Source organism: Urinicoccus timonensis, assembly GCF_900232945.1.
GTDB lineage: Bacteria > Bacillota > Clostridia > Tissierellales > Peptoniphilaceae > Urinicoccus > Urinicoccus timonensis.
The window spans coordinates 482,343-507,936 of sequence record NZ_OCTU01000001.1 but is presented as its reverse complement, the minus strand read 5'-3'; the positions used below and the strand labels follow the sequence as shown (position 1 = coordinate 507,936).

The 25,594-nt window shown below is 44.0% G+C and carries 22 protein-coding genes; 13 read left to right on the top strand and 9 right to left on the bottom strand.

Annotated elements, in window-relative coordinates; translation table 11 throughout:
- Positions 1 to 91: 91 nt before the first annotated feature.
- The 4 genes from CS898_RS02410 to CS898_RS02400 form a co-directional block, all read right to left on the bottom strand.
- Positions 92 to 1,021 carry an IS3 family transposase gene (locus CS898_RS02410; protein WP_234976017.1) on the bottom strand — a complete coding sequence of 310 codons (930 nt, stop codon included), beginning with the start codon at positions 1,019 to 1,021 and terminating at the stop codon, positions 92 to 94.
- Entirely contained in the window at positions 934 to 1,518 is a 585-nt protein-coding gene (locus tag CS898_RS09980; protein WP_009431028.1) for a helix-turn-helix domain-containing protein, read from the bottom strand. The genes CS898_RS02410 and CS898_RS09980 overlap by 88 nt, the downstream gene beginning before the upstream one ends.
- A gap of 72 nt (positions 1,519 to 1,590) precedes the next feature.
- Positions 1,591 to 2,889, bottom strand: coding sequence for a sensor histidine kinase (locus tag CS898_RS02405; protein ID WP_159459106.1), 1,299 nt, complete (start codon positions 2,887 to 2,889; stop codon positions 1,591 to 1,593).
- Positions 2,879 to 3,544 carry a response regulator transcription factor gene (locus tag CS898_RS02400; protein ID WP_099207983.1) on the bottom strand — a complete coding sequence of 222 codons (666 nt, stop codon included), beginning with the start codon at positions 3,542 to 3,544 and terminating at the stop codon, positions 2,879 to 2,881. The genes CS898_RS02405 and CS898_RS02400 overlap by 11 nt, the downstream gene beginning before the upstream one ends.
- A 248-nt stretch (positions 3,545 to 3,792) precedes the next feature.
- Between CS898_RS02400 and CS898_RS02395 the strand changes: the two genes are divergently transcribed.
- Positions 3,793 to 5,115, top strand: coding sequence for a sodium-dependent transporter (locus tag CS898_RS02395; RefSeq protein ID WP_200807601.1), 1,323 nt, complete (start codon positions 3,793 to 3,795; stop codon positions 5,113 to 5,115).
- A 43-nt stretch (positions 5,116 to 5,158) separates the two neighbouring features.
- Here the strand turns inward: CS898_RS02395 and CS898_RS02390 are convergent, their stop codons facing one another.
- Positions 5,159 to 7,681, bottom strand: coding sequence for a DNA-directed RNA polymerase subunit alpha C-terminal domain-containing protein (locus CS898_RS02390; protein WP_099207981.1), 2,523 nt, complete (start codon positions 7,679 to 7,681; stop codon positions 5,159 to 5,161).
- Between the two features lie 220 nt (positions 7,682 to 7,901).
- On the opposite strand from CS898_RS02390, the gene CS898_RS02385 reads away from it, so the two are divergent.
- Positions 7,902 to 8,540: a hypothetical protein gene (locus tag CS898_RS02385; protein WP_099207980.1), complete on the top strand. Its 639-nt coding sequence runs from the start codon at positions 7,902 to 7,904 to the stop codon at positions 8,538 to 8,540.
- 46 nt (positions 8,541 to 8,586) lie between these two features.
- Here CS898_RS02385 and CS898_RS02380 read toward each other — a convergent pair whose 3' ends face one another.
- The 3 genes from CS898_RS02380 to CS898_RS02370 are packed head-to-tail and all read right to left on the bottom strand — an operon-like array spanning position 8,587 to position 11,496.
- Entirely contained in the window at positions 8,587 to 9,609 is a 1,023-nt protein-coding gene (locus tag CS898_RS02380) for a polysaccharide deacetylase family protein (protein WP_234976006.1), read from the bottom strand.
- Between the two features lie 54 nt (positions 9,610 to 9,663).
- Positions 9,664 to 10,764 carry an AI-2E family transporter gene (locus CS898_RS02375; protein WP_099207978.1) on the bottom strand — a complete coding sequence of 367 codons (1,101 nt, stop codon included), beginning with the start codon at positions 10,762 to 10,764 and terminating at the stop codon, positions 9,664 to 9,666.
- A 12-nt stretch (positions 10,765 to 10,776) separates the two neighbouring features.
- Positions 10,777 to 11,496 carry a hydrolase gene (locus CS898_RS02370; RefSeq protein ID WP_099207977.1) on the bottom strand — a complete coding sequence of 240 codons (720 nt, stop codon included), beginning with the start codon at positions 11,494 to 11,496 and terminating at the stop codon, positions 10,777 to 10,779.
- A 251-nt stretch (positions 11,497 to 11,747) separates the two neighbouring features.
- Between CS898_RS02370 and gap the strand changes: the two genes are divergently transcribed.
- The 7 genes from gap to apt are packed head-to-tail and all read left to right on the top strand — an operon-like array spanning position 11,748 to position 18,482.
- Complete coding sequence (gene gap / locus CS898_RS02365) at positions 11,748 to 12,806, top strand: type I glyceraldehyde-3-phosphate dehydrogenase (protein WP_099207976.1); 1,059 nt, start codon at positions 11,748 to 11,750, stop codon at positions 12,804 to 12,806.
- Between the two features lie 10 nt (positions 12,807 to 12,816).
- Positions 12,817 to 14,007: a phosphoglycerate kinase gene (locus CS898_RS02360; RefSeq protein ID WP_099207975.1), complete on the top strand. Its 1,191-nt coding sequence runs from the start codon at positions 12,817 to 12,819 to the stop codon at positions 14,005 to 14,007.
- Positions 14,000 to 14,761: a triose-phosphate isomerase gene (gene tpiA / locus CS898_RS02355; RefSeq protein WP_099207974.1), complete on the top strand. Its 762-nt coding sequence runs from the start codon at positions 14,000 to 14,002 to the stop codon at positions 14,759 to 14,761. Before CS898_RS02360 ends, tpiA begins: the two co-directional genes overlap by 8 nt.
- Positions 14,754 to 16,271, top strand: coding sequence for a 2,3-bisphosphoglycerate-independent phosphoglycerate mutase (gene gpmI, locus CS898_RS02350; RefSeq protein WP_099207973.1), 1,518 nt, complete (start codon positions 14,754 to 14,756; stop codon positions 16,269 to 16,271). The genes tpiA and gpmI overlap by 8 nt, the downstream gene beginning before the upstream one ends.
- A complete protein-coding gene (gene eno, locus CS898_RS02345; protein WP_099207972.1) occupies positions 16,268 to 17,548 on the top strand; it encodes a phosphopyruvate hydratase in 1,281 nt (426 codons plus the stop codon). Before gpmI ends, eno begins: the two co-directional genes overlap by 4 nt.
- Entirely contained in the window at positions 17,545 to 17,961 is a 417-nt protein-coding gene (locus CS898_RS02340; protein ID WP_099207971.1) for a SixA phosphatase family protein, read from the top strand. Before eno ends, CS898_RS02340 begins: the two co-directional genes overlap by 4 nt.
- Before the next feature lie 8 nt (positions 17,962 to 17,969).
- Complete coding sequence (gene apt / locus CS898_RS02335) at positions 17,970 to 18,482, top strand: adenine phosphoribosyltransferase (RefSeq protein WP_099207970.1); 513 nt, start codon at positions 17,970 to 17,972, stop codon at positions 18,480 to 18,482.
- Between the two features lie 67 nt (positions 18,483 to 18,549).
- Here apt and CS898_RS02330 read toward each other — a convergent pair whose 3' ends face one another.
- Positions 18,550 to 19,476, bottom strand: a complete 927-nt coding sequence (locus tag CS898_RS02330; protein ID WP_099207969.1) for a nitronate monooxygenase — start codon at positions 19,474 to 19,476, stop codon at positions 18,550 to 18,552.
- A 202-nt stretch (positions 19,477 to 19,678) separates the two neighbouring features.
- Here CS898_RS02330 and CS898_RS02325 point away from each other — a divergent pair, with 202 nt between their 5' ends.
- The 4 genes from CS898_RS02325 (at position 19,679) to CS898_RS02310 (ending at position 25,576) form a co-directional block, all read left to right on the top strand.
- Positions 19,679 to 20,614 (top strand): J domain-containing protein, encoded by a 936-nt coding sequence (locus CS898_RS02325; protein WP_099207968.1) that lies wholly within the window; start codon positions 19,679 to 19,681, stop codon positions 20,612 to 20,614.
- A 15-nt stretch (positions 20,615 to 20,629) separates the two neighbouring features.
- On the top strand, positions 20,630 to 23,200 hold the full coding sequence (gene clpB / locus CS898_RS02320) for an ATP-dependent chaperone ClpB (RefSeq protein WP_099207967.1): 2,571 nt from the start codon (positions 20,630 to 20,632) through the stop codon (positions 23,198 to 23,200).
- A gap of 376 nt (positions 23,201 to 23,576) precedes the next feature.
- Positions 23,577 to 24,761 (top strand): acetyl-CoA C-acetyltransferase, encoded by a 1,185-nt coding sequence (locus tag CS898_RS02315; protein WP_099207966.1) that lies wholly within the window; start codon positions 23,577 to 23,579, stop codon positions 24,759 to 24,761.
- A 35-nt stretch (positions 24,762 to 24,796) separates the two neighbouring features.
- A complete protein-coding gene (locus CS898_RS02310; protein ID WP_099207965.1) occupies positions 24,797 to 25,576 on the top strand; it encodes an enoyl-CoA hydratase-related protein in 780 nt (259 codons plus the stop codon).
- Positions 25,577 to 25,594 lie beyond the last annotated feature (18 nt).

Sequence of the window (25,594 nt, the reverse complement as noted above, 5' to 3'; positions counted from 1 at the left end):
AAACCCCCTCCAACTAGAGTGACCCCATAAAGTTGGACCTAATCGAGTAAGCATTTCGCTTACTCGATTTTGTTTTTACATAACATTCGTTCTATGCGGATTGCATGCGTTCACGGTATTGCTTTGGACTTAGACCTCCTAACTTTTCTTTGATTCGATCTTCGTTGTAGTAACGGATATATTGCTCAATTGCCTGCACCAGTTCTTCACGACTACGGTAATTGTGGCCATAGTAGATTTCTCTTTTCAATAGGCTAAAGAAGTTTTCCATAGGTGCATTGTCATAGCAGTTGCCTTTTCTTGACATACTTTGGAAAATATGATGTTTTTCTAACATGGCTTGGTATGCGGTCATTTGATAACCCCAACCACGATCGGAGTGAAAGGTCCGTCGATAAGGACAGGCCTTTGTTCGCTCAATGGCTACTTCTAAACCTTGCAGCATGGTGACTCCATTGGGCTGATCGGATAGGACGTAACTGATGATTTCCAGGTTGTACATGTCCATGTAGGGGTCGAGATAGAGTTTCTTTGTTTGAAGTTTCCCGGTCTTATCTTCTTCATAGTATTTAAATTCTGTGGTGTCTGTGGTAATTTTTTGCAAGGGGATGCTGGTATTGAACCGGCGGTTGATTCGGTTTTTCTTGATTTTCCCCACGACGCCTTTGTAGGAATTGTACTTCTTGTATTTCTTACCATAGGAGTGGACTTGAAGACCCATGTCTTGGACCAATCGTTGCACTTTCTTTTTGTTCACCACCTGGCCCCGGTTCTTTAATTCCAGATGAATGCGGCGATAACCATAGTCTTTGTGTTGGCTCCGAATGACAAGGATTTCGTCTTTTAAGGATTGATCCTTGTCTTCTTCGGACCATTTTTTCTGCCAATACATAAAGGTGGACTTTGGGAAATGGATGGCGGCAAGAATCTCTATTAGTTGGAATTGTTCTCGGAGTTTGGAGACAATCTTCGCCTTTTGTTCATTGCTTCTTCTTTCTCCAAACTCCTGAGCTGTTCCCAGAACATCTTTTGAATGGTAAGTTTCCGATTTTCTGCCTCTAATTCTTTGATACGATTTTCCAATGCTTCGCGTGTGGAGGCGTCGATGGATTCGCTTTTCTTTACAGTTTTTGGTGGTTGGTTGTGGTCATTTTTCTTTGTCACAGGTCTCCCTCGCTTGTGCGGGAGCAGCCCCTCGATGCCCTTCTCTCGGTACTGTCTTCGCCAATTGACAATCATGGACGGATTCGTCAAACCGAGTTCGAGGGCAAGTTGTCGGTAGCTGCATTCGCTCGTTTCATAGCGTGTAATAGCTTCTAACTTAAACTCTACACTATACGCACGATTATTTCTAGAGCGCATTAAGCCTTCATCGCCATAATTTTTGTAATTGCTAATCCATAGCCTGAGAACGGACTTCTCGATTTGGTATTTCATTGCTAAGGCTTGATAACTTGTTTTACCACACAAGTACTCCTCGACGATTTTCTTCTTCAATTCGTAACTGTATTTTGCCATTAAAAGACCCCCAAAGGTTGGATTTCTTGGTCCAACTTTTGGGGGTCAGTGCAACCCAGAAAGTGGGGTTTTTTAGGCTTGTTTTAAGGGGAGGTCCAAGCTAAAGGTGGAGCCGGATTTTCCGGTGGAGGATACGTAGACCCTACCATGGTGGAGGAGGACGATTTTTTTCACAATAGACAGGCCCAGGCCTGTAGAGGGAATGTTGGAAGAAAAGTTCTTGTCCAGCTTGTAGTAGCGGTCCCAAATGTAGGGGAGGTCTTCTTCCCTGATGCCGGGTCCTTGGTCTTTGATGGAAACCAGGACTCGGTTTTTTTCCCGCTTTTGGGTGATTTGGATTAGGCCGCCTTGGGGGCTATGGGCCATGGCATTGACCAGGAGGTTGTAAAGGACCTGGTTGATCTTATTTTCGTCGGCCTCCAGACAGGCATCTTGGTCGCAATGGAAGGAAAAACGCAAGTTCCGACTGGGGTCCAGGGCCTGGAGTTGGTGGATGGTGTCCCGGATGGCCTGGCTAAGATTGTAGTTGCTTAAATCCAAAGGGAGGCGACCAGCTTCTAGGGCGGACTTGTTTAAAAGATCTGAGACTAATTTAGACAGGCGGGTGACTTCTCTTAGGATGATTTGGCTTTGGTCCGGGGTGACTTCCTGGGGAAAGTCATGGATGAGTTCGGCCTGGGAGTAGATTAAGGCCAAGGGAGTCCTCAGGTCGTGGCTGACATTGGCCAAGAGTTCTCTCCGGTCTTGGTCCAGGAGGGCCAGGTCTTTAGAGGCTGTGGTCAGGGTGTCAGAAAGTTCTTGAATTTCTTGGTAGCCGGATTCTTGAAAGCTTGCCTGGTAGAACCCCTTGGAAAGTTTTTTGGCTTTTTGGTTGAGTTGGACAATAGGTCGGGCAATCATCTTGGAAAGGTAGAAGGCTGCCAGGCTGGAGAGAATCAACATAATGATGGAAACTAGGGTCAGCTGGTAGCGGAGGGTGGAGATGGTGGCATCCACAGGACTTAAAAGGGCGTAAAAGGTCAGGGAGATTTGGGACCCATCTTTCAGGGTGTAGATGTGGTCTTCTTTTAAGATTTTGGGGCCCGGATCTAGCTGAAAGTAGTCTTCCAGGAGGTAGGGAATTTCGAAGTCTTTGCTGACTTGGACCACGATATTTTTCGATTTCTCCAATTCTTTTAAAATGACAGGAAGGTCCGGGGAGTTAATGTGACGACCAACAAGACGGATGGCTTCCCGGACTTCTTTTTCCCGAATCATCTCATAGGTATCGGACAAAAAAATGGTTTGTAAGCTCCATAAGAGGGCTAGGAGGAAGAGGTTAAAGGCAAAAAAGAAGAGGAAGATTTGCTGACGGAGGGGTTTATTTTTCATCGAAACGGTAACCATATCCCCTGAGAGTCACAATGTTTTGGGCATAGGGCCCCAGGGCCTTTCTTAAAAGTTTAATGTGGGTATCCAGGGTCCGGTCGTCTTCTTCCTTGTAGCCCCAAAGGTCTTCTAGGATCTGGGACCTGGACTTGGCGATGCCCTTGTGGGCAATAAAGTAAAACAAGAGGGAGTATTCCATGGGGGCCATGGACACTTCTTGATCTTGGATTAGGACTTTTTTGCTGGTAAGGTCTACCTTTAGGTCCTTATATTGGTAGATTTCATGGGGACTCGTTTTTTGACTCCGTCGAAGGATGGCCTGGACTCTCAGCATGATTTCTCTGGATGAAAAGGGCTTGACCACATAGTCGTCCACTCCCAATTCAAAGCCAATAATCCGGTCAAATTCATCTCCCTTGGCTGTCAGCATCAAGACTGGGACCTGGGAAAAGGTCCGGATTTCTTTTAAGGCTGTAAAGCCGTCCATGACGGGCATCATGACATCCAGGATTAAAAGGTCGAAGTCCTCTTTTTGGCAGAGGTCCAGGGCCTCTTGACCATTGCTGGCTTCCAGGACCTGGTGGCCGTCCAAGGCAGCATAGCGCTTTAGGCTGTCTCGTAAAATTTTTTCATCATCACAAATAAGTAGTTTTGCCATATTTCCTCCTAATTCTTATTTTATTATAACAGGAGCCTAGAAAAATCCCTAGAAAAAGTCTTTTTATGGAAGAAAATTGGAGAAAATGGGAATCTTGGCTCTTTCTCTTTACCCTGGTAAAAAACTGTGCTACAATATGAAGCATGTATCTAAAATGGCGGGATTTGACTAGCAAGGCCTTTAATTTTAAACTTTTAAGACCTGGTCCGTCCAAAGCCATGAAAAAATTCTAAAGGAGGGAGATGCACATGAAAACACAAAAGAAGTTCAAGTCCAAGTGGGGATTTTTATTAACCTCTGTTGGATCAGCTGTGGGTATGGCCAATGTATGGGGCTTTCCATACAAGGTATCTAGTAATGGCGGAGGAAGTTTTTTAATTTATTATCTCTTGTTTATTGCCCTATTTTCTTACGTTGGTTTATCGGCAGAATACGCCATTGGCCGGCGAGCTGAGACAGGAACCCTAGGCGCCTATGAATATGCCTTTCGTTCAAATAAAATGCATGGACTGGGAAAATTCATCGGTTATTTGCCTCTTTTAGGATCAATTTGTATATCCATTGGCTACGCAGTTATTATTTCCTATATCTTAAAGTCCTTGGTGGATTCTTTTACGGGGACCTTGATGACTGTAGACACCCTGGCTTGGTTCCAATCTTTTGCCCTGGAGGGTTTTAAGGTTTTACCCTACCACTTTATCGTCGTCTTAATTACCCTATTAACTTGTATTACGGGAGCCCATTCTATTGAAAAGGCCAACAAGGTCATGATGCCCTTGTTCTTTGTCCTTTTCGTATTTTTAGCCATCCGGGTGGCCTTGCTTCCCAATGCCTTGGAAGGTTACAAGTTTATCTTTACGCCAAATCCGGCTGAGTTGACAGATCCTACCACCATTGTCAATGCCATGGGACAAGCCTTCTTCTCCCTATCCATTACAGGAAGTGGGATGATTGTCTGTGGAGCCTACCTATCCAAGGAAGAAGACATCGTCTCTGGGGCCAAGCAAACAGCAATTTTTGACACCATAGCTGCGTTTGTAGCTGCCCTAGTTATGATTCCAGCCCTTTTTGCCTTCCATCAAGACCAAGTAGGGGGACCAGACCTACTTTTTGTTATTTTACCCAAGATCTTGCAAGAAATCCAAGGGGGACAAATTTTTGCTATTGTCCTTTTTGTAGCGGTCTTATTTGGAGGGATTTCCTCTCTACAAAATATGTATGAGGTGGTTTGCGAATCCATCCTCCACCGTCATCCCAAGCTATCCAGAAAACTAGTCTTGTTGATGATTGGCCTGGTATCCTTTATTCCTGGAATCTTTATGGAAGACATTGTCCACTGGGGTCCCTGGATGGACTTGATTTCCATTTACATTATTCCTCTGGGAGCGACTTTAGGGGCCATTAGCTGGTTCTGGATCCTTAAGAAGGATGAATTGTTAGATGAAATTAATACAGGCATAGGTGGAAAGAAACCCTATGGAAATACCTGGTATGCTTTAGGAAAATACCTCTATGTTCCCCTATCCATCCTCTTATGCTTAATTGCCTTGATTTTTAAGATTGCCTTTTAAAAAAAAGTCCCCATTGCTTGAAAGCAATGGGGACTTTTTTAGTTTAAGGCCAAAGAGGATGGCAGTTTTTAAATTCTTCTAGACTCAAGCGGCGCTTACTCCGATAGATTAGCCCCTGGCTATAAAAATGGTCCAGGTAGATTCCCTCCAGGTGGTCTTCCAGGAGGTAGGCAAAAAAGGAGTCCGGTAGTTGCTTTTGTAAGAGGGGGTCGTCCTTGAGGCGGCTTTTCAAGCAGGCAATACTAAAGGGACGATTTTCAAGAACTAGGGAGTCTAGGGTCTTTAGGAAATGGACGATGTCTTCTTTGGAAACCCCTAAATTCTTGAGATAGGTTAGGTTGACAATGGTGGTTTGGTCGTAGTGGAAGAGGGAAAGGTTCTTCTTTAACCAATAAAAATTACTGACAACATTGGCCAAAGACCAAAATTTTTTACTGAAGAAGTCTTCTTTATACTTTGTTTCCTTAGAAAGGATAGCTCGGAAAAAGTCACGGGCATAGCGGTAATTTTTGGAAATACAGTAGTTTTGATAGACCTTATAGCCCAATTGACGAAGGCTTCTAGAGTTGATATAGTTGGGCCCCAGCTGGGGATAGGCTTTTTGAAATTTGTCTTGGAGGTCCTGGATAAAATAGAAGTCTTCAGTAACCTGCTTTTTAAAATCGGTAAGAATGTCTGGGGGTAAAAGCTCTTTTTCCTTGTTATAGATTCCATTATAGTAGTAGGGTTCCAGGCACTTCATATAGGTGGCCACAACTGATTTTTGCTTGACCCCATATTTTTTTTCATAAAGCCGGGCCAAGTCATGGCTGGAAATGGGAGAGTGGTCACTTAGAAGCTGGAGCATTTGGTCTGTCCGGTGGCCTTGGCCAAAGCGAATATTTGGCATCCGTAAAAATTTCATTTGAGGGTAGTCTTCCGGAAGACAAATTTTCCTTAAGAGGTTGTGGAGCTCGTATTCATCTCGGATGTCATACTCTTTCATCAATTGGGGATGGTGGGTGAAAAAATACTTGGTGGAATACTCTACATCCTTGTATTGGTTCAAGGCAAGCTCTCTTAAAAGCTTGGAAAAATCGTAGCTGTAAAAGGGATAATAGCGAAAATTTTTTCTAAAACTCCAAAGAATTTCCTTGGAAGCAGATAGTTTAGACATTAAGTTATGGGGCAGGACAAACAAAGATGGATGGCCATCCAACTTGTGTTGGACCATGAATTTTTTGTAGATGGCAAAATAGTCTAAAAAATTAATTTGGTCCAGGGCATACCTGGTTAAAAGATAGCGGTGGATGATAAATTTAGATTTTTTTACCATGTCACCCTCTAGCTGGATATAGGAAGAATTCAATAGGGTCTTTAAATTGACCAGGGCATAGTCTGGAAGTTTGGGGTCTGTCAAAAGGTCACTTAAGGGGAGCTTTTGGCTTTTGGAATAGTTGAAACGGGTTTGAAGATAGCCATAGGCCAAGGGGTTGGAAAAAATTTTCTCAAATTCTTGGGCAGATAAGCTGTAGTTTTGGATAAAGTGACGGAAGGAGTCTTCCTGGCAGATGATGTTTTCCCTATTCAAAAAATCATTCATCTCTTTGATAATTTGTCGGACTCTTTCCCGGGAGAGGTCCAATTCCTTGCCAATTTCTTCCAAAGTAGCTCCCTGGATTCGAAGCTTGTAGAGTTGACATTCTCTTTCTGGGAAAAAGAGGTCCAGGCAGGCTAAGATAGAGGGAAAGGTGGGGTAGTAAAGGCCCTGAGACAAGAGGATTTTTTCCTCCTTGACAAGGGTGTCCACCAGGTCTTGGAAAAAGGGCTTGAGGGATGGTAGGGGAGGGCAGAGGCCTTCCAGGTCCCTTAAGCTTAAACCAGAACGATTGTGTCTTAAGTGGGACAGGATATGGTTTTGAATACTTGCTTGGAAGGAATCTAGGCTATAGATTCTTTGTAAAAGACTAGGCTCCTTTAAAAGTTGGTCATATGTCCAGGGGCCGGGATTGTCATCCAAAAAGTTACCAGTAAGGGTTAAGAGGTCTTGGTAAAGGACTTGTGGGGATTTTTTCAAGTTCTGGTTGATATCTAGAATCAAGTGGCTGGAAAAACTTTCTGCTGTCAAAGGACCTTTTTGGCTGAAGGGAAAGGTTTTAAAGGCCTTAAGAAGGCGGTCAATTTCCTTTAAGGAAGTTTTACCAAAGTGGGGGATGGCTCTTAGGTCCATTAAGCTGGCCTCCACCAGGTCCTTTAGAGAATAGACATGGATGGAATGAAGCCCCCTTAGACAGCGATTGGATAGGTCCAAGTCTGTAAGGATAAAGTCGTTATGTAAGTAGCCTTGAGGGTCCAAAAAGAAATAATCTTCTTCATTTTCCTCAATCAAGGTTTTTTTCAGGCCTTGGATTAGGTCAGAAACCTCAGCAATAGAGGCCGACCCTAAGTTTGGAACCTTTAAAAGGTCAAGCTTGGGCAGGGCCAGGAGGTCTTTAATCTGGTGAACCCCATAATTTTTCAGGGCATTGACAGACCTTGTGGATAAATTTAAAGAAGTGATAGAAAGATCTTGGTTAATAGAAGCCATAATAATCCTTTCCTAGAAAAGACCTTGAAAAATTGGTCAAGAGGGTTGGGAACCCTAGGGGTTTGCTTATCGTTTAACAATCTAGTTTAAAAATATTATAAAATATCCCCTATAAAAAAGCAAGAATTTGGCCTAATAACTAGAAAGAAAAGAGATAAATTTGATAGTTTTTATTTTGCAAGGGTATATATCCTACAAATAAGGTTAAAGGGAGGATACTATGGGTTTTTTTGATTTCTTATTTTCACATAAGAACAAGGAAGAAAGATTGGAAGAAAGACGTCTTGAAAGGCAAGAAGAGGCGAAAAAGCAAGAGGAAGCAAGACGGAAAGTCCTGGAAGAAGAAGGAGTTCTTTTATCCAGCCTAACAGAGGATGAGGACTTGGAAGGTCCCCAGGAAGAAGTGGATGATTTGGAAGAAGACTTGCTTTTGGCAGAAGAAAAACAAGGCCAGGAAGCGGACCTAATAAAGGAAGAAAAGGTTCAAGAAGTTGAGGAGGCAAAGGAAGAGGGGGCCCAAGAAACTGAGCCTATCAAAGAAGAAACTAAGGTCCTAGAAGAAACTCCCCAAGAGGAGGTAAAGGCTCCAGTCCAAGAAGACTTGATGGACAAGCCCCAAGCCCCCGTTGATTTTCGGGACTTGACCCTGCTAAAGGTTGGAGAAAGTTTGGACCTGCCCTCTACGTCCAAGATCCAAAAACTCAAGGTGACCAAGGTAGCTGACGAATTCTATGACCTATCCTTTGAAAGCAATGGCTTTACTTACGAACGCAAGAGAATTCACCAAGATATCTTAAAAAACCACCTGGAAAACTATCAAAAAACTGGCAGCATGGTCTTGAAGAGTTTTCGCCAATAAAAAAATAACCTAACCCTAGGAAGTGTCCCTTGGGTTAGGTTATTTTTTATTTTAAAATTCCAAATTCATAGCCATTGTCTTTAAAATAGTCAATGAGCTTGTTTACAGAATCGGCTGTCAATTGCTTATTTTCGGCATCGTGGGCCAAAACTACAGCAATACGGGTTTGCTTGTTGAGTTTTAAAGACTTATGGACATATTGGACCTGTCCCTCTGAAGTCGTAGGACGGTCAGACTTGGGTTGGGCATCTCCCACCAGGCAATTCCAGTCAATCCATTGAACGCCAAGTTTTGCCAAGGCATCGTCACTGGACCCCAATTCCTTCCAGGATTGGTGGCCACCAGGATAGCGCCAAACGCTAGAGTGGAAATCGGGTCCAAAAAATTCTTTTAGGAGTTTTTGAGTTTCTTGGGCTTCATAGCGAATCCGATCGGCATTGCCAAAGCGACCTGGGTAGAGCTTGCTGTAGTCATGACTTAGGCTGTGCATAGCAATTCCATGGCCTTCCCGGAGAATCCTACGAAGGGTATCTTCATGCTTACTTCCCAGGTTTCGTCCCACTAGGAAAAAAGTAGCAGGAACCTGGCGGTCCTTTAAGGTGTCTAGAACTTGAGGAGTAATGGTGTTGTTGGGACCATCGTCAAAGGTTAAAAAGGCAATCTTCTTTCCAGTATAGTCCAATTTGCCTTCGGTAATTTCCCGAATTTTTTTCGTGGAATAGGCATATTTTTCAGCAGCTTGGATGTGGTTGGAATTTTTCGCCAGGGTAAAGTTAAAGGCGGTAAGCTTGTCCCGGGCAATATTGGAAAGCTCTTCAATAGAAGAATAGAATACATTGGACCGGTCTGGATCTCCTGATTTTTCGCGATCTAGTTGTTGGATATACCACAGGGCCACATTTGCTTGAGCATGGTTACTGGTCCGGCTAAAATGGGCCACAATTCCTCTTAAAATCGTAAAAATAATGACTAAAAAAAGTATACAGAGGATATAAAATATCCGACGACGTCTTTTTCTCTGTTGCTGTCTGCGAAGACGACGTCGGCGTCGTAATTGTTCTTCGTTCATCAAATCCCTACTTTCTGATAATCATTATACAACATAGTGACCATAAAAGAAAAGTCAATTCTTTTGATAAAAATCGTCATCAGAGAGCCGACAAATCTTCTTTTTATCATCTCGGATGGCTAGGATAGTCTCTACAATAATTTTAATAGTGATGTAGAGGGGGGTGGCAATTAAGGCCCCCAGGACCCCAAAGAGGTTCATGGAAATTAAAACCACAATAATAACAACAAAGGGATGGATGTCCATCTTGTTTCCCATGATATTGGGGGTAATCAGGTTGGATTCCAATTGTTGGACCACAACGGTAACCAGGATAGCCTTGATAACCATAGAAAAGTCTACAGACATGGCCACCAAAACGGCAGGGACACAGCCGATAATGGGCCCGATAAAGGGAATGAAGTTGGTAAAGAGGGCAATGATAGCCATTAAAACACTATAGGGAAGACCAATAATTAAAAAACCGATAAAGGTCATGGCTCCCAGGACGACAGCTACAAGGAGCTGGCTGGAGATATAGGTTTTTAGGGTTTCGTGGATTTGGATTCCCATGTGGTTCAAGCGTTTTTGGTAGGGACCCCGGAAAATTTTTTCTACCAATTGGGCGAAAAGATCTTCGTCTTTTAATAGATAGAAGATACATAAGAGCCCCATGATACATTGGGTGGCAAAGCTGGATACGCTAGAAAAGGCTCCTCCCAAGTAGCCGGGAATATTGCTGGCGACTTTCTGCAACTTGGTCTCTAGGTCTTGGAGGTGGTGTTGAAGGTTTAAATTATTTTGCATCCAGGTCACCACTTCATTGTTGTCCTTTAAAAAGCTGTCCAGGTTGAGGTTGTAGTTCATGAGTTGGCGGACCTGGGTGATGATGACATTGGATAAAAGGCTAAATAAAAGAACAATTAGAAGCAAGAAAATAATAAAGGTAATAACCGCACAAAGGGTCTTATTGGAGATGTAGCGGTTTAAAAATAATTTTAAGGGTCTAAGGGCATAATAGATATAAACCGATAGGATAATGGGTCCCAGGATATAGATAATGACACTATAAACGGGCTTTAAGAAGTCCTTGGTTAGGCCTAAAAGTAGGATAATAACCAGGACTAGGCTGATATTTAATAAAACTTTTGTAACTTGGTTAGTGGATTCTTTCATATACTTCCCTTCTTAATCTTCTTCAAAGAACTCTTCCTTCTTTTCTTGGCGGTATTTTGTCATGATTTCACCAAAGAGGACAGCTGTTGTAGGGGGAGTGTAGGTAATGGCGTTGGCACCAGCTTGGATGGTGGCTAAAATTTGCTCTTCATCATTTCCGCCAGTGGCGATAATGGGGAATTCAGGCCCTACAATGCCTCGAATTTTTTTCACTAGCTTGGCAGTATTCTTTCCTCCAGAAACATTTAAAATCCGGGCGCCGCTTTCCACCTTGCCAGCGATATCATCATAGCTACTAACTACTGTAGCTACAATAGGGATGTCCAGGATGTCATAGAGGTCTCGGATGGTTTCATTGTTAATAGGGGCATTGACCACAACTCCATGGGCTCCATGGAGTTCGGCATGGAGGGCGATGCTAACGGTTCTTTGGCCAGAGGTTACCCCTCCTCCTACTCCGACAAAGACAGGAACCTGGCTGACATTTAAAATGGCATCAATAATGGAGAGTTGGGGAGTAAAGGGATAGACTGCCATAACAGCCTGGGCATTGTGGTTTTCCAAGATGGCCACATCTGTAGAAAAAATTAAGGACTTAAAGCGGGTTCCTAGAACCTTAATGCCACTGGCCCGGTAAATAGTCTCAGGAACAGTGACAATTCTTTGTTTTAAGCGGCCCTTGACTTCAGGGACGAATTTACTTGGTTTTGTATGTAAGGAATTTTCAGACATAAGATAACCTCTCTTTCATACATTTATTTTAACACAGGTCCAGAAAAATTCCATAGCTAGAGTCCGAATTTAATAAGGGTGAAATAAAGGTAGAAAACTAGAAAAAAAGCAAGATATTTCTGCTTTTCTCAAAAGGATCTAGGGGGTCAAAAGGCCCATAAAACCTTGACAAAAGTCCATCATATGGTAGTATGAAAAGAGGAAAATATTCGCTTTTTAGCATGCGTTTTAAGCAAAAAAAGGAGGAAGCAATGACAATTCGTGTAGCAATAAATGGATTTGGACGAATCGGACGGGATGTTGTCCGGGGAATCTTTGAAAGAGACCATGTAGACTTTGACCTAGTTTGTATTAACTGGAGGGGGAAAAACACCAAACAACCAGCAACAGATGGAGGTCACCACGATGCAGACGACCTGAAAAAGATGGCTCACCTGCTAAAATATGATACAGTCTACCGTAGATTTGAAAAGGAAGTAGACATTTGGGAAGACGGCCTGGTAATTGACGGAAAGAAGATTCGTGTTACAGACCGAGACGACCCAAAAGACCTTCCCTGGAAGGACTTAAAAGTAGACCTTGTTATTGATTCTACCGGGGCCTTTAACACCCGAGAAGGTGGGGAAAAACACCTGGCAGCTGGAGCTAAAAAAGTAGTCTTTACTGCACCAGTTAAGGGCGAAGACATCACCATTGTCATGGGAGTCAACGACCAAGACTATGATCCAGAAAAACACGACATCATCTCCAATGCTTCTTGTACCACCAACTGCTTGGCTCCAATTACCAAGGTCATATTAGATGAATTTGGCATTGAAAGAGGCCTTATGACTACAGTCCATGCCTATACCAATGACCAAAACATCCAAGACAACCGTCATAAAAAAGACATGCGTCGGGCCCGGGCTGGAGCAGAAAATATCATCCCAACAACAACAGGAGCTGCCAAGGCCGTCGGAAAGGTTATTCCTGAAGTAGAAGGAAAGCTTACAGGCTTTGCCCTAAGAGTTCCTGTTCCAACAGGATCTATTGTGGATGTGACCTTTGAAATTTCTAGAGAAGCCAGCGTGGAAGAAATCAACAAGGCCATTAAGGATGCTTCTGAAAATGCCTACAAGGGTATTATTGCTTATACAGATGAACCCATTGTCTCTTCAGATATTATCAAGGATCCCTGCTCCTCCATTTTTGATTCGGAACTAACCTTGGTAAAAGACCGCTTGGTAAAATTGGTCAGCTGGTATGACAATGAATGGGGTTACTCACAAAGAGTTATTGATTTGACAGAAAAGGTAGCCAATAGCTTGTAAAGGGGGGTCTATGAAGACACTAGATCAAGGAAATTTTAAAGGAAAAACCGTATTGGTTCGGGTGGATTTCAACGTTCCCATGAAGGATGGTGTCATTACAGACACCACCCGGATTGAACGGTCTCTAGAAACCATCCAATACTTAAGAGACCAGGGGGCAAAGATTGTTCTTTTAAGCCATCTTGGCCGCCCCAAGGGTCAAGCTCAAGAGGCCATGTCCCTGGCTCCAGTAGCTAAAAAATTAGCCGAATTTTTAGACAGTCCCGTACAATTTTTAAAGGATGACCAAGTGGTTTCAGAAGATGTGAAAAAGTGGGTTAAGGAATTAAAAGAAGAGGAAGTGGCCCTTTTAGAAAACACCCGCTTTGTCAAGGGAGAAGAAGCCAATGACGATGCCTTTGCAGACCAATTGGCCAGCTTGGGGGACATCTATGTCAACGATGCCTTTGGAACCAGCCATAGGACCCATGCTTCCAATGTGGGCCTAGCCAACCGCCTACCCTCCTACCTGGGACGTTTGGTTGAACAAGAACTCAGGGCCTTCCAACCTGTGCTGACAGAACCGGAAAGACCCTATGTGGCCATTCTAGGCGGAGCCAAGGTCAGTGACAAGATTGGTATCTTGCAAGAATTGGTGGAAAAGGTAGATGGCCTAATCATCGTTGGGGCCATGGCCTTTACCTTCTTAAAAGCCATGGGCCTTGAAGTGGGTAAGTCCTTGGTTGAAGACGACAAATTGGACTTGGCCAGAGAAATTATGGAAAAGATTGCTGATAGGGACATTGACTTCATCCTACCTATAGATGTGGTTGTAGCCAAGGAATTAAAGGCCAATATTGCCTCCAAGCCTGTGGCTATTGAAGACATTGATCCTGAATTGGCAGGATTTGATATTGGACCCCAAACGGTTGAACGCATTAAGAAACTCTTAATGACGGCCAAGACAGTGGTATGGAACGGACCGGCAGGGGCCTTTGAAGTGGAACCCTTTGAAAAGGGAACCCAAGCCATTGCTGAAGCCTTGGCTGAAAGCCCCGCCTTTACTATTGTTGGTGGAGGGGATTCTGCTGCAGCTATAGAACAACTGGGCCTGGCTGGAGAAATCGACCATATATCCACTGGAGGAGGAGCTAGTCTGGAACTCTTAGAAGGCAAGGTCCTACCAGGGATTGATGCCGTTGAAAGGAGCAGCCATGCGTAAACCCATTGTTGCCGGAAATTGGAAGATGAACTTAACGGCCCACCAAGCTGAGGCTATGGTGGAAGAACTCTTGAGCCTGGGCCAGGCTCCGGAATCCGTTGAATCCATCTTGATTCCAAACTTCCTTTGCATCCCCCTTCTTGCAGAAAAATTAAAGGGCACTGGCTACCAAGTTGGAGCCCAAAACATGTCTAGTGAAGACCAGGGGGCCTTTACTGGGGAGATTTCTTGGGACATGCTCAAGGAATTTGGCGTTTCCTATTGTATTATCGGTCACTCGGAAAGACGGACCCTTTACCTGGAAAACAACAGCCAAATTGAAAAGAAGCTGAGAAAGGCTGTAAAAACTGGAATTAAGCCCATCCTCTGTGTGGGAGAAAGCCTGGAAAAAAGACAGGCTGGAGAGGCCAAAAAACGGATTGAAGGCCAAGTCCACCGGGCCCTGGTAGGCCTAGACCGGGAGGACCTTCAAGACTTGGTTATTGCCTATGAACCCATTTGGGCCATAGGGTCCGGCCAAGCAGCGACTCCTGAAGATGCAGAAGACATGTGCCTGACTATCCGCCAATGGATTGAAAAGGGCTATGGGTCAGACCTGGCAGAGAAAATCCGCATCCTCTATGGAGGATCTGTCAAGCCAGATAATATTGCCAGTTTCATGGAAAAAGAAAACATTGATGGGGCCCTAGTGGGAGGTGCCTCCCTAAAGGCCAAGGATTTTTATGGATTAATTGAGGCGACAAAAAATGCCTAGTCCAGTCATGTTAATTATTTTGGACGGCTTTGGCCTAGCCGGTCCAGGTCCTGGCAATGCTGTAAGCTTAGCCAAGACCCCCAACCTAGATGCTCTTATGGCTAATTATCCTGGGGCCAAACTCCAGGCATCTGGCCAATATGTGGGCCTACCCCAGGGGCAAATGGGTAACTCAGAAGTTGGCCATATGAATATTGGTGCTGGTCGGGTGATCTACCAAAGTCTCACTAAGATTGACCGGGATATTGCCCAGGGAGATTTTTACAAGAAGCCTGTTTTAAGACGGGCCATCCAAGAGGCCTTGGACAAGGGGAAAAGCCTTCACCTTATGGGGCTGTTGTCCAAGGGTGGGGTCCATTCCCACCAAAGGCATCTTTATACCATCTTGAAACTTTGTAAGGACATGGGCCTGGACCGGGTCTATGTCCATGCCTTTTTGGACGGAAGGGACGTATCCCCCCATGACGGATTGGCAGACTTAGAAAGTTTACAAGAAGAGATTAGGTCTCTGGGAGTGGGAGAAATTGCCACAGTAACAGGTCGTTACTATGCCATGGACCGGGACCAACGCTATGACCGGATAGAAAAAGCCTACCGGGCTGTGGTTCAGGGGCTAGGAGATAGGACTGATGATTTTTGCCAAAAACTCCAGGCTAAGTACCAGGCAGGAGAAACGGATGAGTTTGTCCAAGCCATGGTTGCAGCCGACTACCAAGGTATGGATCCAGAAGATAGTATTATCTTCTATAACTTTAGACCAGACAGGGCTCGGCAACTAACCAGGGCCATAGTGGATGAAAATTTTGACCTCTTTTCCAGACCCTTTGTCTACCGGGGATATTTTGCCTGTATGACAAACTATGACCGGGCCATTGAAGGGGTTCATATTGTCTACCAAGAAGAAAAAATTACCAATACCCTGGGAGCCTACCTATCCCATTGTGGAAAAAAACAGCTGCGGATTGCTGAAACGGAAAAATATGCCCATGTTACCTTTTTCTTTAATGGTGGAGTGGAATTACCCAATGAGGGAGAGGACCGAATTTTAGTTCCTTCTCCCAAGGTGGCAACCTACGATTTAAAACCCGAAATGAGTGCAGTAGAGGTGACAGACAAGCTGGTAGAGGCAATTTTAACAGCTAAGTACGATTTTATTTTATTGAACTTTGCCAATCCGGATATGGTAGGGCATACAGGGGTGGTTTCAGCAGCCGTCAAGGCAGTAGAAACCGTAGATAGCTGTTTGGGAAGAATCCTAAAGGCCCTAGACCAAGTCGGTGGCAAGGCCTTGATTACTGCAGACCATGGAAATTGCGAAGTCATGGTGGATGAAAAGGGACAGGCCATGACCTCCCACACCAACAACCAAGTTCCCCTGGTGGGATATAAAATAGATGGATCTTTAAGAGATGGGGCCCTATGTGACTTGGCACCGACGATTTTAGATATCATGGGGCTGGAAAAGCCCGAGGAAATGACAGGAACCAGCCTAAGAATGGAGGAAATATGAGTCGAATTGTATCAATTGATGCCTTGGAAGTTTTAGATTCCAGGGGAAATCCAACAGTGGAAGTAGAAGTTGTAACTGAATTAGGAGGCCTGGGTAGGGCTATTGTTCCCTCTGGAGCATCTACAGGGAGCCATGAAGCCGTTGAATTGAGAGACGGTGGATCTAGATACAATGGCAAGGGAGTGGAAAAAACCGTTGAAGGGATTAACACCATCCTGGCCGATGAATTGTACGGCATTGATGCAACAGACCAATTGGGGATTGACCAAGCCTTAATTGAGCTTGACGGGACAGAAAACAAGTCCAAGTTTGGCGCCAATGCCATTCTAGGAGTTTCCTTGGCAGCAGCCAAGGCAGCAGCGGATGAGTTGGGACTTCCCCTCTACCAATACCTGGGTGGACCCTGTGCTCGAGTCTTACCAGCTCCCATGATGAATATCTTAAATGGGGGCCAACATGCAGACAACAATGTAGACATCCAAGAGTTTATGATCATGCCCCTAAAGGCAGAGACCTTTTCTCAGGCCCTGCAAATGGGAACAGAAGTCTACCATGCTCTTAAGAGTGTCTTAAAAGATGCCGGACTATCCACAGCTGTAGGAGATGAAGGTGGTTTTGCTCCAAATATTGAAAGCAATGAGCAAGCCTTGGAATATATTGTCAAGGGAATTGAAAAGGCAGGCTACAAGCCGGGAGAAGATATCTACCTGGCCCTAGATGTTGCTGCTTCTGAACTTTATGACTCCGCCAGCAAGACCTACAAGTTGGAAGGGGAAGGGAAAGAAAAAACAGCCCAAGAAATGGTAGACTGGTATGGGGAATTGATTGAAAAATACCCCATTGTTTCCATTGAAGACGGCTTAAATGAAGATGACTGGGAAGGTTGGGCTGTTCTTACCAAGGCCTTGGGAGAAAAAGTTCAATTGGTGGGAGATGACCTGTTTGTTACCAATACCAAGCGTCTCCAAAGGGGAATTGATGACCACGTAGCCAACTCCATCCTAGTTAAGTTAAACCAAATTGGAACCTTGACAGAAACTATGGCAGCCATTGACCTGGCCCACCGCCATGGTATGACTGCTGTAATCAGCCATAGAAGTGGAGAAACGGAAGATGCCACTATTGCAGACTTGGCCGTAGCCGTAGGCTGTGGGCAAATCAAAACAGGAGCGCCCTGCCGTAGTGACCGCTTGGCTAAATACAATGAGCTTTTAAGAATTGAGCACGAACTGTCTGGCCTAGGCCACTATGTTGGTAAAGAACGGTTGGTTCGGTGATTTTATACCTTATCCGTCATGGTAAGACGGTAGATTTTGATGAAAAGGGTCGGCCCTTGGGGGACAAGGGTCGTTATGTTTCCCAAGAGGGCTTGGAAGAGCTAAGGGAAAAATTTGAATCCTTAAAGGAAGAAATCCAAGGGGAGGATTGTCGAATTTTCACCTCCCCCTACTACCGGACCCGGCAAACAGCCAAGGTTCTCCATGAAGTCCTTGGGCTTCCGGTGGAAGTTAAATCCTTTAAGGAAGTGACTCAAGCTTTTTATTTAAAAGAGTGCCTGGACGAAGTCCGGGAGCAGATTGTTTGTGTCATTAGCCACGAACCCTATATATCACAAATGATATGGGACCTTGCCAAGAGAAATGGACGAGTTCCCATGGGGAGCATTCATAAAATAGAGATAGACCAGTAGGAGAGAAAATGGACTTATATCAATCAATACGATCACTTAAAGATTATCCAGAAAAGGGAATTACCTTCCGGGATATGAACCCCCTCTTAAAAGACCCCCAAGCCTTTCAAGAGGCCTTGGACCAAATGGTGGACAAGGTCAAGGACTTAGACTTTGACCACATTGTAGGGGTGGAAGCCAGAGGTTTTATTTTGGGAGCAGCTATGGCTCATGAATTAAAGTGTGGCTTTGTTCCGGTGCGCAAACCCGGAAAGCTGGTAGCAGAAGTCATACAAAAAAGCTACAGCCTGGAATATGGGCAAGACAGCCTGGAAATTCAAAAAGACGCCCTGGATCCAGGAGACAAGGTCTTAATTGTAGATGACCTCATTGCCACCGGGGGAACCTCCAAGGCTTCTAAGGACTTGGTAGAGGCTCTGGGAGGACAAGTAGCTGCCTTTTGTTATTTAATTGAATTGAAAGACCTGAATGGGCGCAAACAGGTGGAACCTACATCGGTGTATTCCATCCTTCAATATTAAAAAGAAAATAAAAAAGGCTTGTGGAAAATAAAAAATATTTTCCACAAGCCTTTTTCTTATTTCAATCTCATTTTAGCAGGGAAGCCTTGGCCTCCTTGTATTGGTCCATAAGGTCTAGGATAATTTCTCTAGCGGGTTGAATCTTATCAAAATAGGCCAAACCTTGACCAGACATAACAGATCCCCATTCGGTATCTCCCAAGCTAGCAGCTCGGTTACCAGCCCCTCGGGCCATGGCATCAAACTCTTCTTGAGAAGCTCCCTCTGCCTCTAATTTTTGCAGTTGGTCTGTGAGGCGGTTTTTTACTACCCGGACGGGGTGGCCAAAGGAAGCTCCGGTAACCAGGGTGTCGGAGTCAAGAGCATTAATAAGATAGTTTTTATAGTTGATATGGATGGGACATTCTTCAGCCAAGAGGAAGCGAGATCCAACTTGGACCCCTTGGGCCCCCAAAACTTCAGCAGCTAGGATTTGCCGACCTGTATAGATTCCACCAGCGGAAATAACCGGAATATCTACAGCGTCACAAATAGCAGGCAACTCTGCCATGGTGTTTAGAGCACCAATGTGGCCTCCAGCTTCGGCCCCTTCAAAAATACAGGCCAGGGCTCCAGCTTCTTGGACCTTTTTGGCCATCTTTACATTACCAACCAGGGGTAAGACCTTGATGCCGGCCTTGACCCAGCGGTCAAAATAGGGCAGGGGATTTCCACCACCACAGGTGATATAGTCTACACCTTCGTCAATGACCAATTGGGCCAGGTCTTGAATTTGAGGGTGGAGCAAGACGACATTTACAGCAAAGGGCTTGTCGGTTGCTTGTTTGATCCGGTGGATATTTTCGCGAATTTCTTCCAAGGAAAAGCCTCCAGTAGCTAAAACTCCCAGGCCTCCAGCTTGAGAAACAGCTACAACCAGGTCTGGAGTAGAGATATTGGCCATGCCTCCCTGGATAATGGGATAGTCTATATTTAATAAGTTTGTTAATTCCATGAGAACTCCTTTAACTAGTAACATTTCTTTATTTTCTTTATAGTAAATTATACAAGAAAAGGAGAAAAGATGATAGGTTTATTCTGGAGAAAACCATAAATTTTCCCCAGAAAGACTTGCATTTTACCAAGTAAATGTGTATACTATATTTAAGGTCAAAGATGGTCAATAAATCTTATTGACGCAGAAAGGAAGAGTGCTTATGGAATATAAAGATTATTATAAAATACTTGGTGTCGATAAGAAGGCGGACCAAAAAACCATAAAATCCCACTATCGGAAGTTGGCAAAAAAATACCATCCGGACTTAAATCCTGATGACAAGGTAGCCCAAGAAAAATTTAAGGAAGTTTCTGAGGCCTACGAAGTCTTATCAGACCCGGAAAAGAGACAAAAGTATGATACCTTTGGCTCCAACTACAACTTCCAAGGGGGCGCAAATTTCGACCCAAGTCAATATGGCTATAGCTATAGTTCTACAGGAAATGGGTCTGATTTTTCTGACTTTTTTGACCTCATCTTTGGAGGATCCAAGAAAAGGGACAGCGGCAGATCTGGCGGCTTTGATTTTTCGGATATTTTTTCCGACCTTGGAGGCCGTCGAGGAGGCCGGGGGAGCAAGAAAGCCCAAGACATTTATGAAAGTGACCTAACTGTATCCATCCAAGATGCCTACCAGGGAACCACCAGGTCCCTGGGCCTAAACTACCAGGGAAAAACCATTGATATTGATGTAAAAATCCCGGCGGGGATTACCGATGGGAAGAAGATTCGAGTCAATGGGGCCAAGTATGGCCTGCCGGGGTCAGTCCTCTTTAAAATCCACGTAATGGATGGGATGAACCTATCCCTAAAGGGGCTTAATTTAACTAAGTTGGTGGAAATTACACCAGCCCAAGCAGCCCTAGGAGACCACATTACAGTGACAACCCTGGATGGAAAAATCAAGCTCAAGGTCCCCAGCCATGTAAAATCTGGTCATAAACTCAGAGTCCCCAACAAGGGCTTTAAGGATATGAAGGGAAAAAGGGGCGACCTCTATATTGAATTTAAAATTAGCCTACCGGCCAAGTTATCGCCGGAAGAAATAAAATGTTATGAAGAATTAAGAAAGTTGGAAAAAGACGCAAATAAATAAAGGAGGCGGGTTACAATGAATTTTGAACGATTTACACAAAAAAGTCTTCAAGGGGTCCAAGGGGCCCAAACACTTGCCCAAAACTATGGCAATTCTGAATTGAAGCCCCTTCACCTTCACAAGGTCCTATTGGAAGACCCGGAAGGCTTAATTCCAAAAATTTTAACCTATATGAATATCTCTGCGGATGCAGTCTTAACAGACTTGATTTCCGCCCTTGACCGCCTGCCCAAGCAAAGGGGTGGGTCTGTGTATCCTTCGGCAGATTTTCAAAAGGTCCTACAAGATGCCGAAAAAATTGCCAAGGACTTTAAGGATGACTATGTCAGTGTAGAACACCTCTACCTGGCCCTGATGGATGCAGATGACAAGTCCATCTTTAAAAAATATGGCATTGATAAGGATGGCTTTTTAAAGGCCCTCAAGAAGATTCGAGGCAACCAACATGTGACAACAGACAACCCTGAAGCCACCTATGAAGCCCTACAAAAGTATGGTCGGGATGTGACAGAAGATGCTAGACAGGGTCGGATGGATCCTGTCATTGGACGGGATGATGAAATTCGTAATGTCATCCGGATTTTGTCTCGTAGAACCAAGAACAACCCTGTTTTAATTGGGGAACCTGGTGTGGGAAAAACGGCCATCGTAGAAGGCTTGGCCCAAAGAATTATCAACAAGGATGTGCCAGATGGTTTAAAAGATAAGACCATCTACTCCCTGGACATGGGGGCTCTTATTGCTGGGGCCAAGTACCGGGGAGAATTTGAAGAAAGACTCAAGGCAGTCTTGAATGAAGTCAAGGACTCCCAAGGGCAAATCCTACTTTTTATTGATGAAATCCACACCATTGTTGGCGCTGGGAAAAGTGAAGGAGCCATGGATGCTGGCAACCTCTTAAAGCCTCTTTTGGCCCGGGGAGAACTCCATATGATTGGGGCCACGACCCTGGATGAATACCGCAAGTATATTGAAAGTGACCAGGCTTTGGAAAGGCGCTTTCAAAAGGTTCAAGTGGCAGAACCCAGCGTAGAGGACACCATTTCCATCCTCAGGGGTCTCAAGGAAAAATATGAAATCTACCATGGGATTCGAATTTCAGATGGGGCTGTCATTGCAGCTTCTACCTTGTCTGACCGTTACATCACAGACCGATTTTTACCTGACAAGGCCATTGACCTAATGGACGAAGCCTGTGCCATGTTAAGGACGGAAATTGAATCCATGCCTACAGAAGTAGATGAGGTTCGTCGGAAGATCCTCCAATTGGAAATTGAAGCCCAGGCCCTGAAAAAGGAAAGTGACGATGGGTCCAAACGCCGTTTGGAAGGTTTAGAAAACGAATTGGCAGAAGAAAAGGCCAAGTACGACTCCTTGAAGGCCCAATGGGAAAATGAAAAGAAGGCCCTAGAAGGACAAAAGACCATCAAGGAAAGAATCGACCGGGTTAAGCACCAAATTGAAGATGCAGAAAGACGCTATGACCTGGAAGAATTGTCCCAATTAAAATATGGGGAACTTCCCAAACTCCAAGAGGAATTAAAGGCCAGCATGGGGAATGAAAGGCCAAAAAACTCCATGGTTAAAGAAGAAGTTACGGAAGAAGAAATTGCTCAAGTTGTCAGCAAGTGGACAGGGATTCCTGTAGCCAAGTTGGCCCAAACAGAAAGAGACAAGCTCTTACAAATGGACAGCCTCTTGAAAAAACGGGTCTTTGGTCAAGACCAAGCCATTGACGCTGTTAGCGATGCTGTTTTACGGGCAAGAGCCGGTCTAAAGGCTCAAAACCGCCCTATTGGATCTTTTATCTTTCTGGGCCCAACAGGGGTTGGAAAGACAGAAACAGCCAAGGCTCTGACAGAACTTCTCTTTGACGATGAGCGAAATATGATTCGGATTGATATGAGTGAATACATGGAAAAACACTCAGTTTCTCGTCTGGTAGGATCTCCTCCAGGATATGTGGGTTATGATGAAGGAGGGCAATTAACCGAAGCAGTTCGTCGGGCCCCCTACAGTGTCATCTTGTTTGATGAAATTGAAAAGGCCCATCCTGATGTCTTTAACATCCTGCTTCAAGTCTTGGATGATGGCCGGTTGACAGACAACCAAGGCCGGACAGTGGACTTTAAAAACACCGTCATCATCATGACTTCCAATATTGGGTCTTTGGACTTGATTGAAAGCATTGAAGACCACGGGGAAATCACTCCGGAAGCTCAGGAAAGAGTCCAAGGCCAATTAAAGGCTGCCTTTAAACCGGAATTTTTGAACCGGATAGATGATATTGTTCTCTTTAAGCCCCTGGGCAAGGACGAAATGGACAAGATTGTCCGTCTCCAAGTCCAAGTAATTGCAGACCAATTAAAAGACCGCAACATCCATTTAAGCATTGACGAAGATGCAGTGGACTATATTGTAGACCAATCCTTTGATATCCAATACGGGGCAAGACCTGTCAAAAGATATATCCAAAGGACCCTGGAAACTAAACTCAGCCGCCTGATCATCCAAGGGGATGTCCAAGATAACGACAATCTCAAGGTAGTCAAGGGGCAAGATGACCTGGACATTGTCCACAGCTAAGAATAAAATAGATTAAAAAGTACCCAAGGAAAGTTTTTAAGCAAGTCGTTTAAAAGCATCTTCCTTGGGTATGCTTATTATGGAGTGAAAATTTCCATTAAAATAAGATGGAAGAAAACTTCCTTAAATTTTTCTTAAAAAGCCCAAAAGAAAAAATAAAAATAAGTTTTATTTTTCTAAGTAAGGCCATAAAAAAGTGTAAAAGCTTGTATTTTACAGAGAAAGAGCCTTTCGTCAAATTTTGGACATATTGACATTTTAAGGAGAATTACAGTATAATGGTAATGAACATTGCAAGCGGTTTAGCGGGATCAAGCAATGCATCATTTGTACGATTGTAGCTTAAAATAGTTAGTGTAAAAAGGAGTATGTTACTATGAAAAAAGTAGTCATCGCAAGTGCAGCTAGAACACCAGTAGGTTCTTTCGGAGGAGCATTCAAAACTGTTCCAGCTGTTGAATTAGGAGTTATTGCAGCTAAAGAAGCCATCAAACGCGCAGGAATTGAACCAGATCAAGTAGAAGAAGCCGTTATCGGTAATGTTTTACAAGCAGGTCTTGGTCAAAACGTTGCTCGTCAAGTTGTTCTAGGCGCAGGATGTCCTATTACAACACCAGCTATGACTTTAAATAAAGTTTGTGGTTCTGGTTTACGTGCAGTATCCCTAGCAGCTCAAATGATTAAAGCTGGAGATGTTGACGTTGTATTAGCTGGTGGTACTGAATCTATGTCATGTTCACCCTATGTTATTCCAGATGCTCGTTGGGGAGCTCGTATGAACGACAAAAAAATCGTTGATGAAATGATTAAAGACGGTCTTTGGGATGCTTTCAACGACTATCACATGGGTATCACTGCAGAAAATGTTGCAAAGAAATACAACATTACTCGTGAAATGCAAGATCAATTGGCTGTAGTAAGTCAAAATCGTGCAGAAAAAGCTCGTGCTGAAGGTTTATTTGATGAAGAAATCGTACCTGTAGAAGTTAAGGGACGTAAAGAAACAAAAGTAATCGACAAAGATGAACACATCCGTGATGGAGTTACTCTAGAAGGTATTTCCGGTTTAAAACCAGCTTTCTTAAGAGATGGTAGTGGTACAGTAACTGCTGCTAACGCTTCTGGAATCAACGATGGTGCTGCTATGTTAGTTATCATGAGCGAAGAAAAAGCAAAAGAACTTGGAGTAAAACCATTAGCTACAATTGTAAACTACGCTTCTGCTGGTGTAGATCCAACAATCATGGGTACTGGACCAATCCCATCTTCCAGAAAAGCTCTTGAAAAATCCGGTTGGGAAATTAAAGATGTAGACCTAATTGAAGCAAACGAAGCATTCGCTGCACAAGCTAACGCTGTTGCTCAAGAATTACAATTAGACATGGATAAAGTAAATGTAAATGGTGGAGCTATTGCAATTGGTCACCCAATTGGAGCAAGTGGAGCTCGTATCTTAACTACTTTATTATATGCAATGAAACAAAGAGATGCTAAAAAAGGTCTTGCAACATTATGTATCGGTGGCGGTATGGGTACAGCTCTTACTGTAGAACGTGACTAATAGGGTTTCAAACAAACCTGGAAAGGAGTGAGGATATGGCCTATAAGCATTTAATCACGGAAGTAAATGATGCAATTGCTCTAGTAAAAATTAGCAAACCCGAAAGTTTAAATGCCCTAGACAGCGAGGTTATTACAGAACTCAACGATTGTTTTAGGAAGTTAGATAGCGACCAAGAAGTAAAGGTAGTGATTATTACTGGAGAAGGAAAGAGCTTTGTTGCTGGAGCAGATATTGCAGAAATGTCTAGCCTCAATGCAACAGAAGGTAATTCCTTTGCTAAAAAAGGTATGGATACCTTCTTGTTAATTGAAAAGCTATCCAAACCAGTTATTGCTGCTATTAACGGCTTCGCTCTCGGTGGAGGTTGCGAGTTATCCTTGGCTTGTGATATCCGAATTGCCTCCAAAAAAGCCCTTATGGGACAACCGGAAGTTGGTCTAGGCATCACTCCTGGATTTGGCGGAACCCAAAGACTTGCTCGGACCATTGGACCGGGCAAGGCCAAAGAGTTGATTTTTAGAGCCAACAATATTAAGGCCGATGAAGCCTTAGAAATTGGCCTAGTCAACAAGGTAGTTGAACCTGAAGAATTAATGGATGAAGCCATGAACATGGCCAAAGAAATTGCATCCAAGTCTCAACTTGCTGTTCGTTATGCAAAACAAGCCATTAACAATGGTCTGCAAACAGATATTGATACAGGAATGGATATTGAAAGAGCCAACTTTGCCCTTTGCTTTGCAACAGAAGATCAAAAAGAGGGCATGAAGGCCTTTTTGGAAAAGAGAAAACCCGATTTTAAGGGATGTTAACCACTTTCGACAAATTCT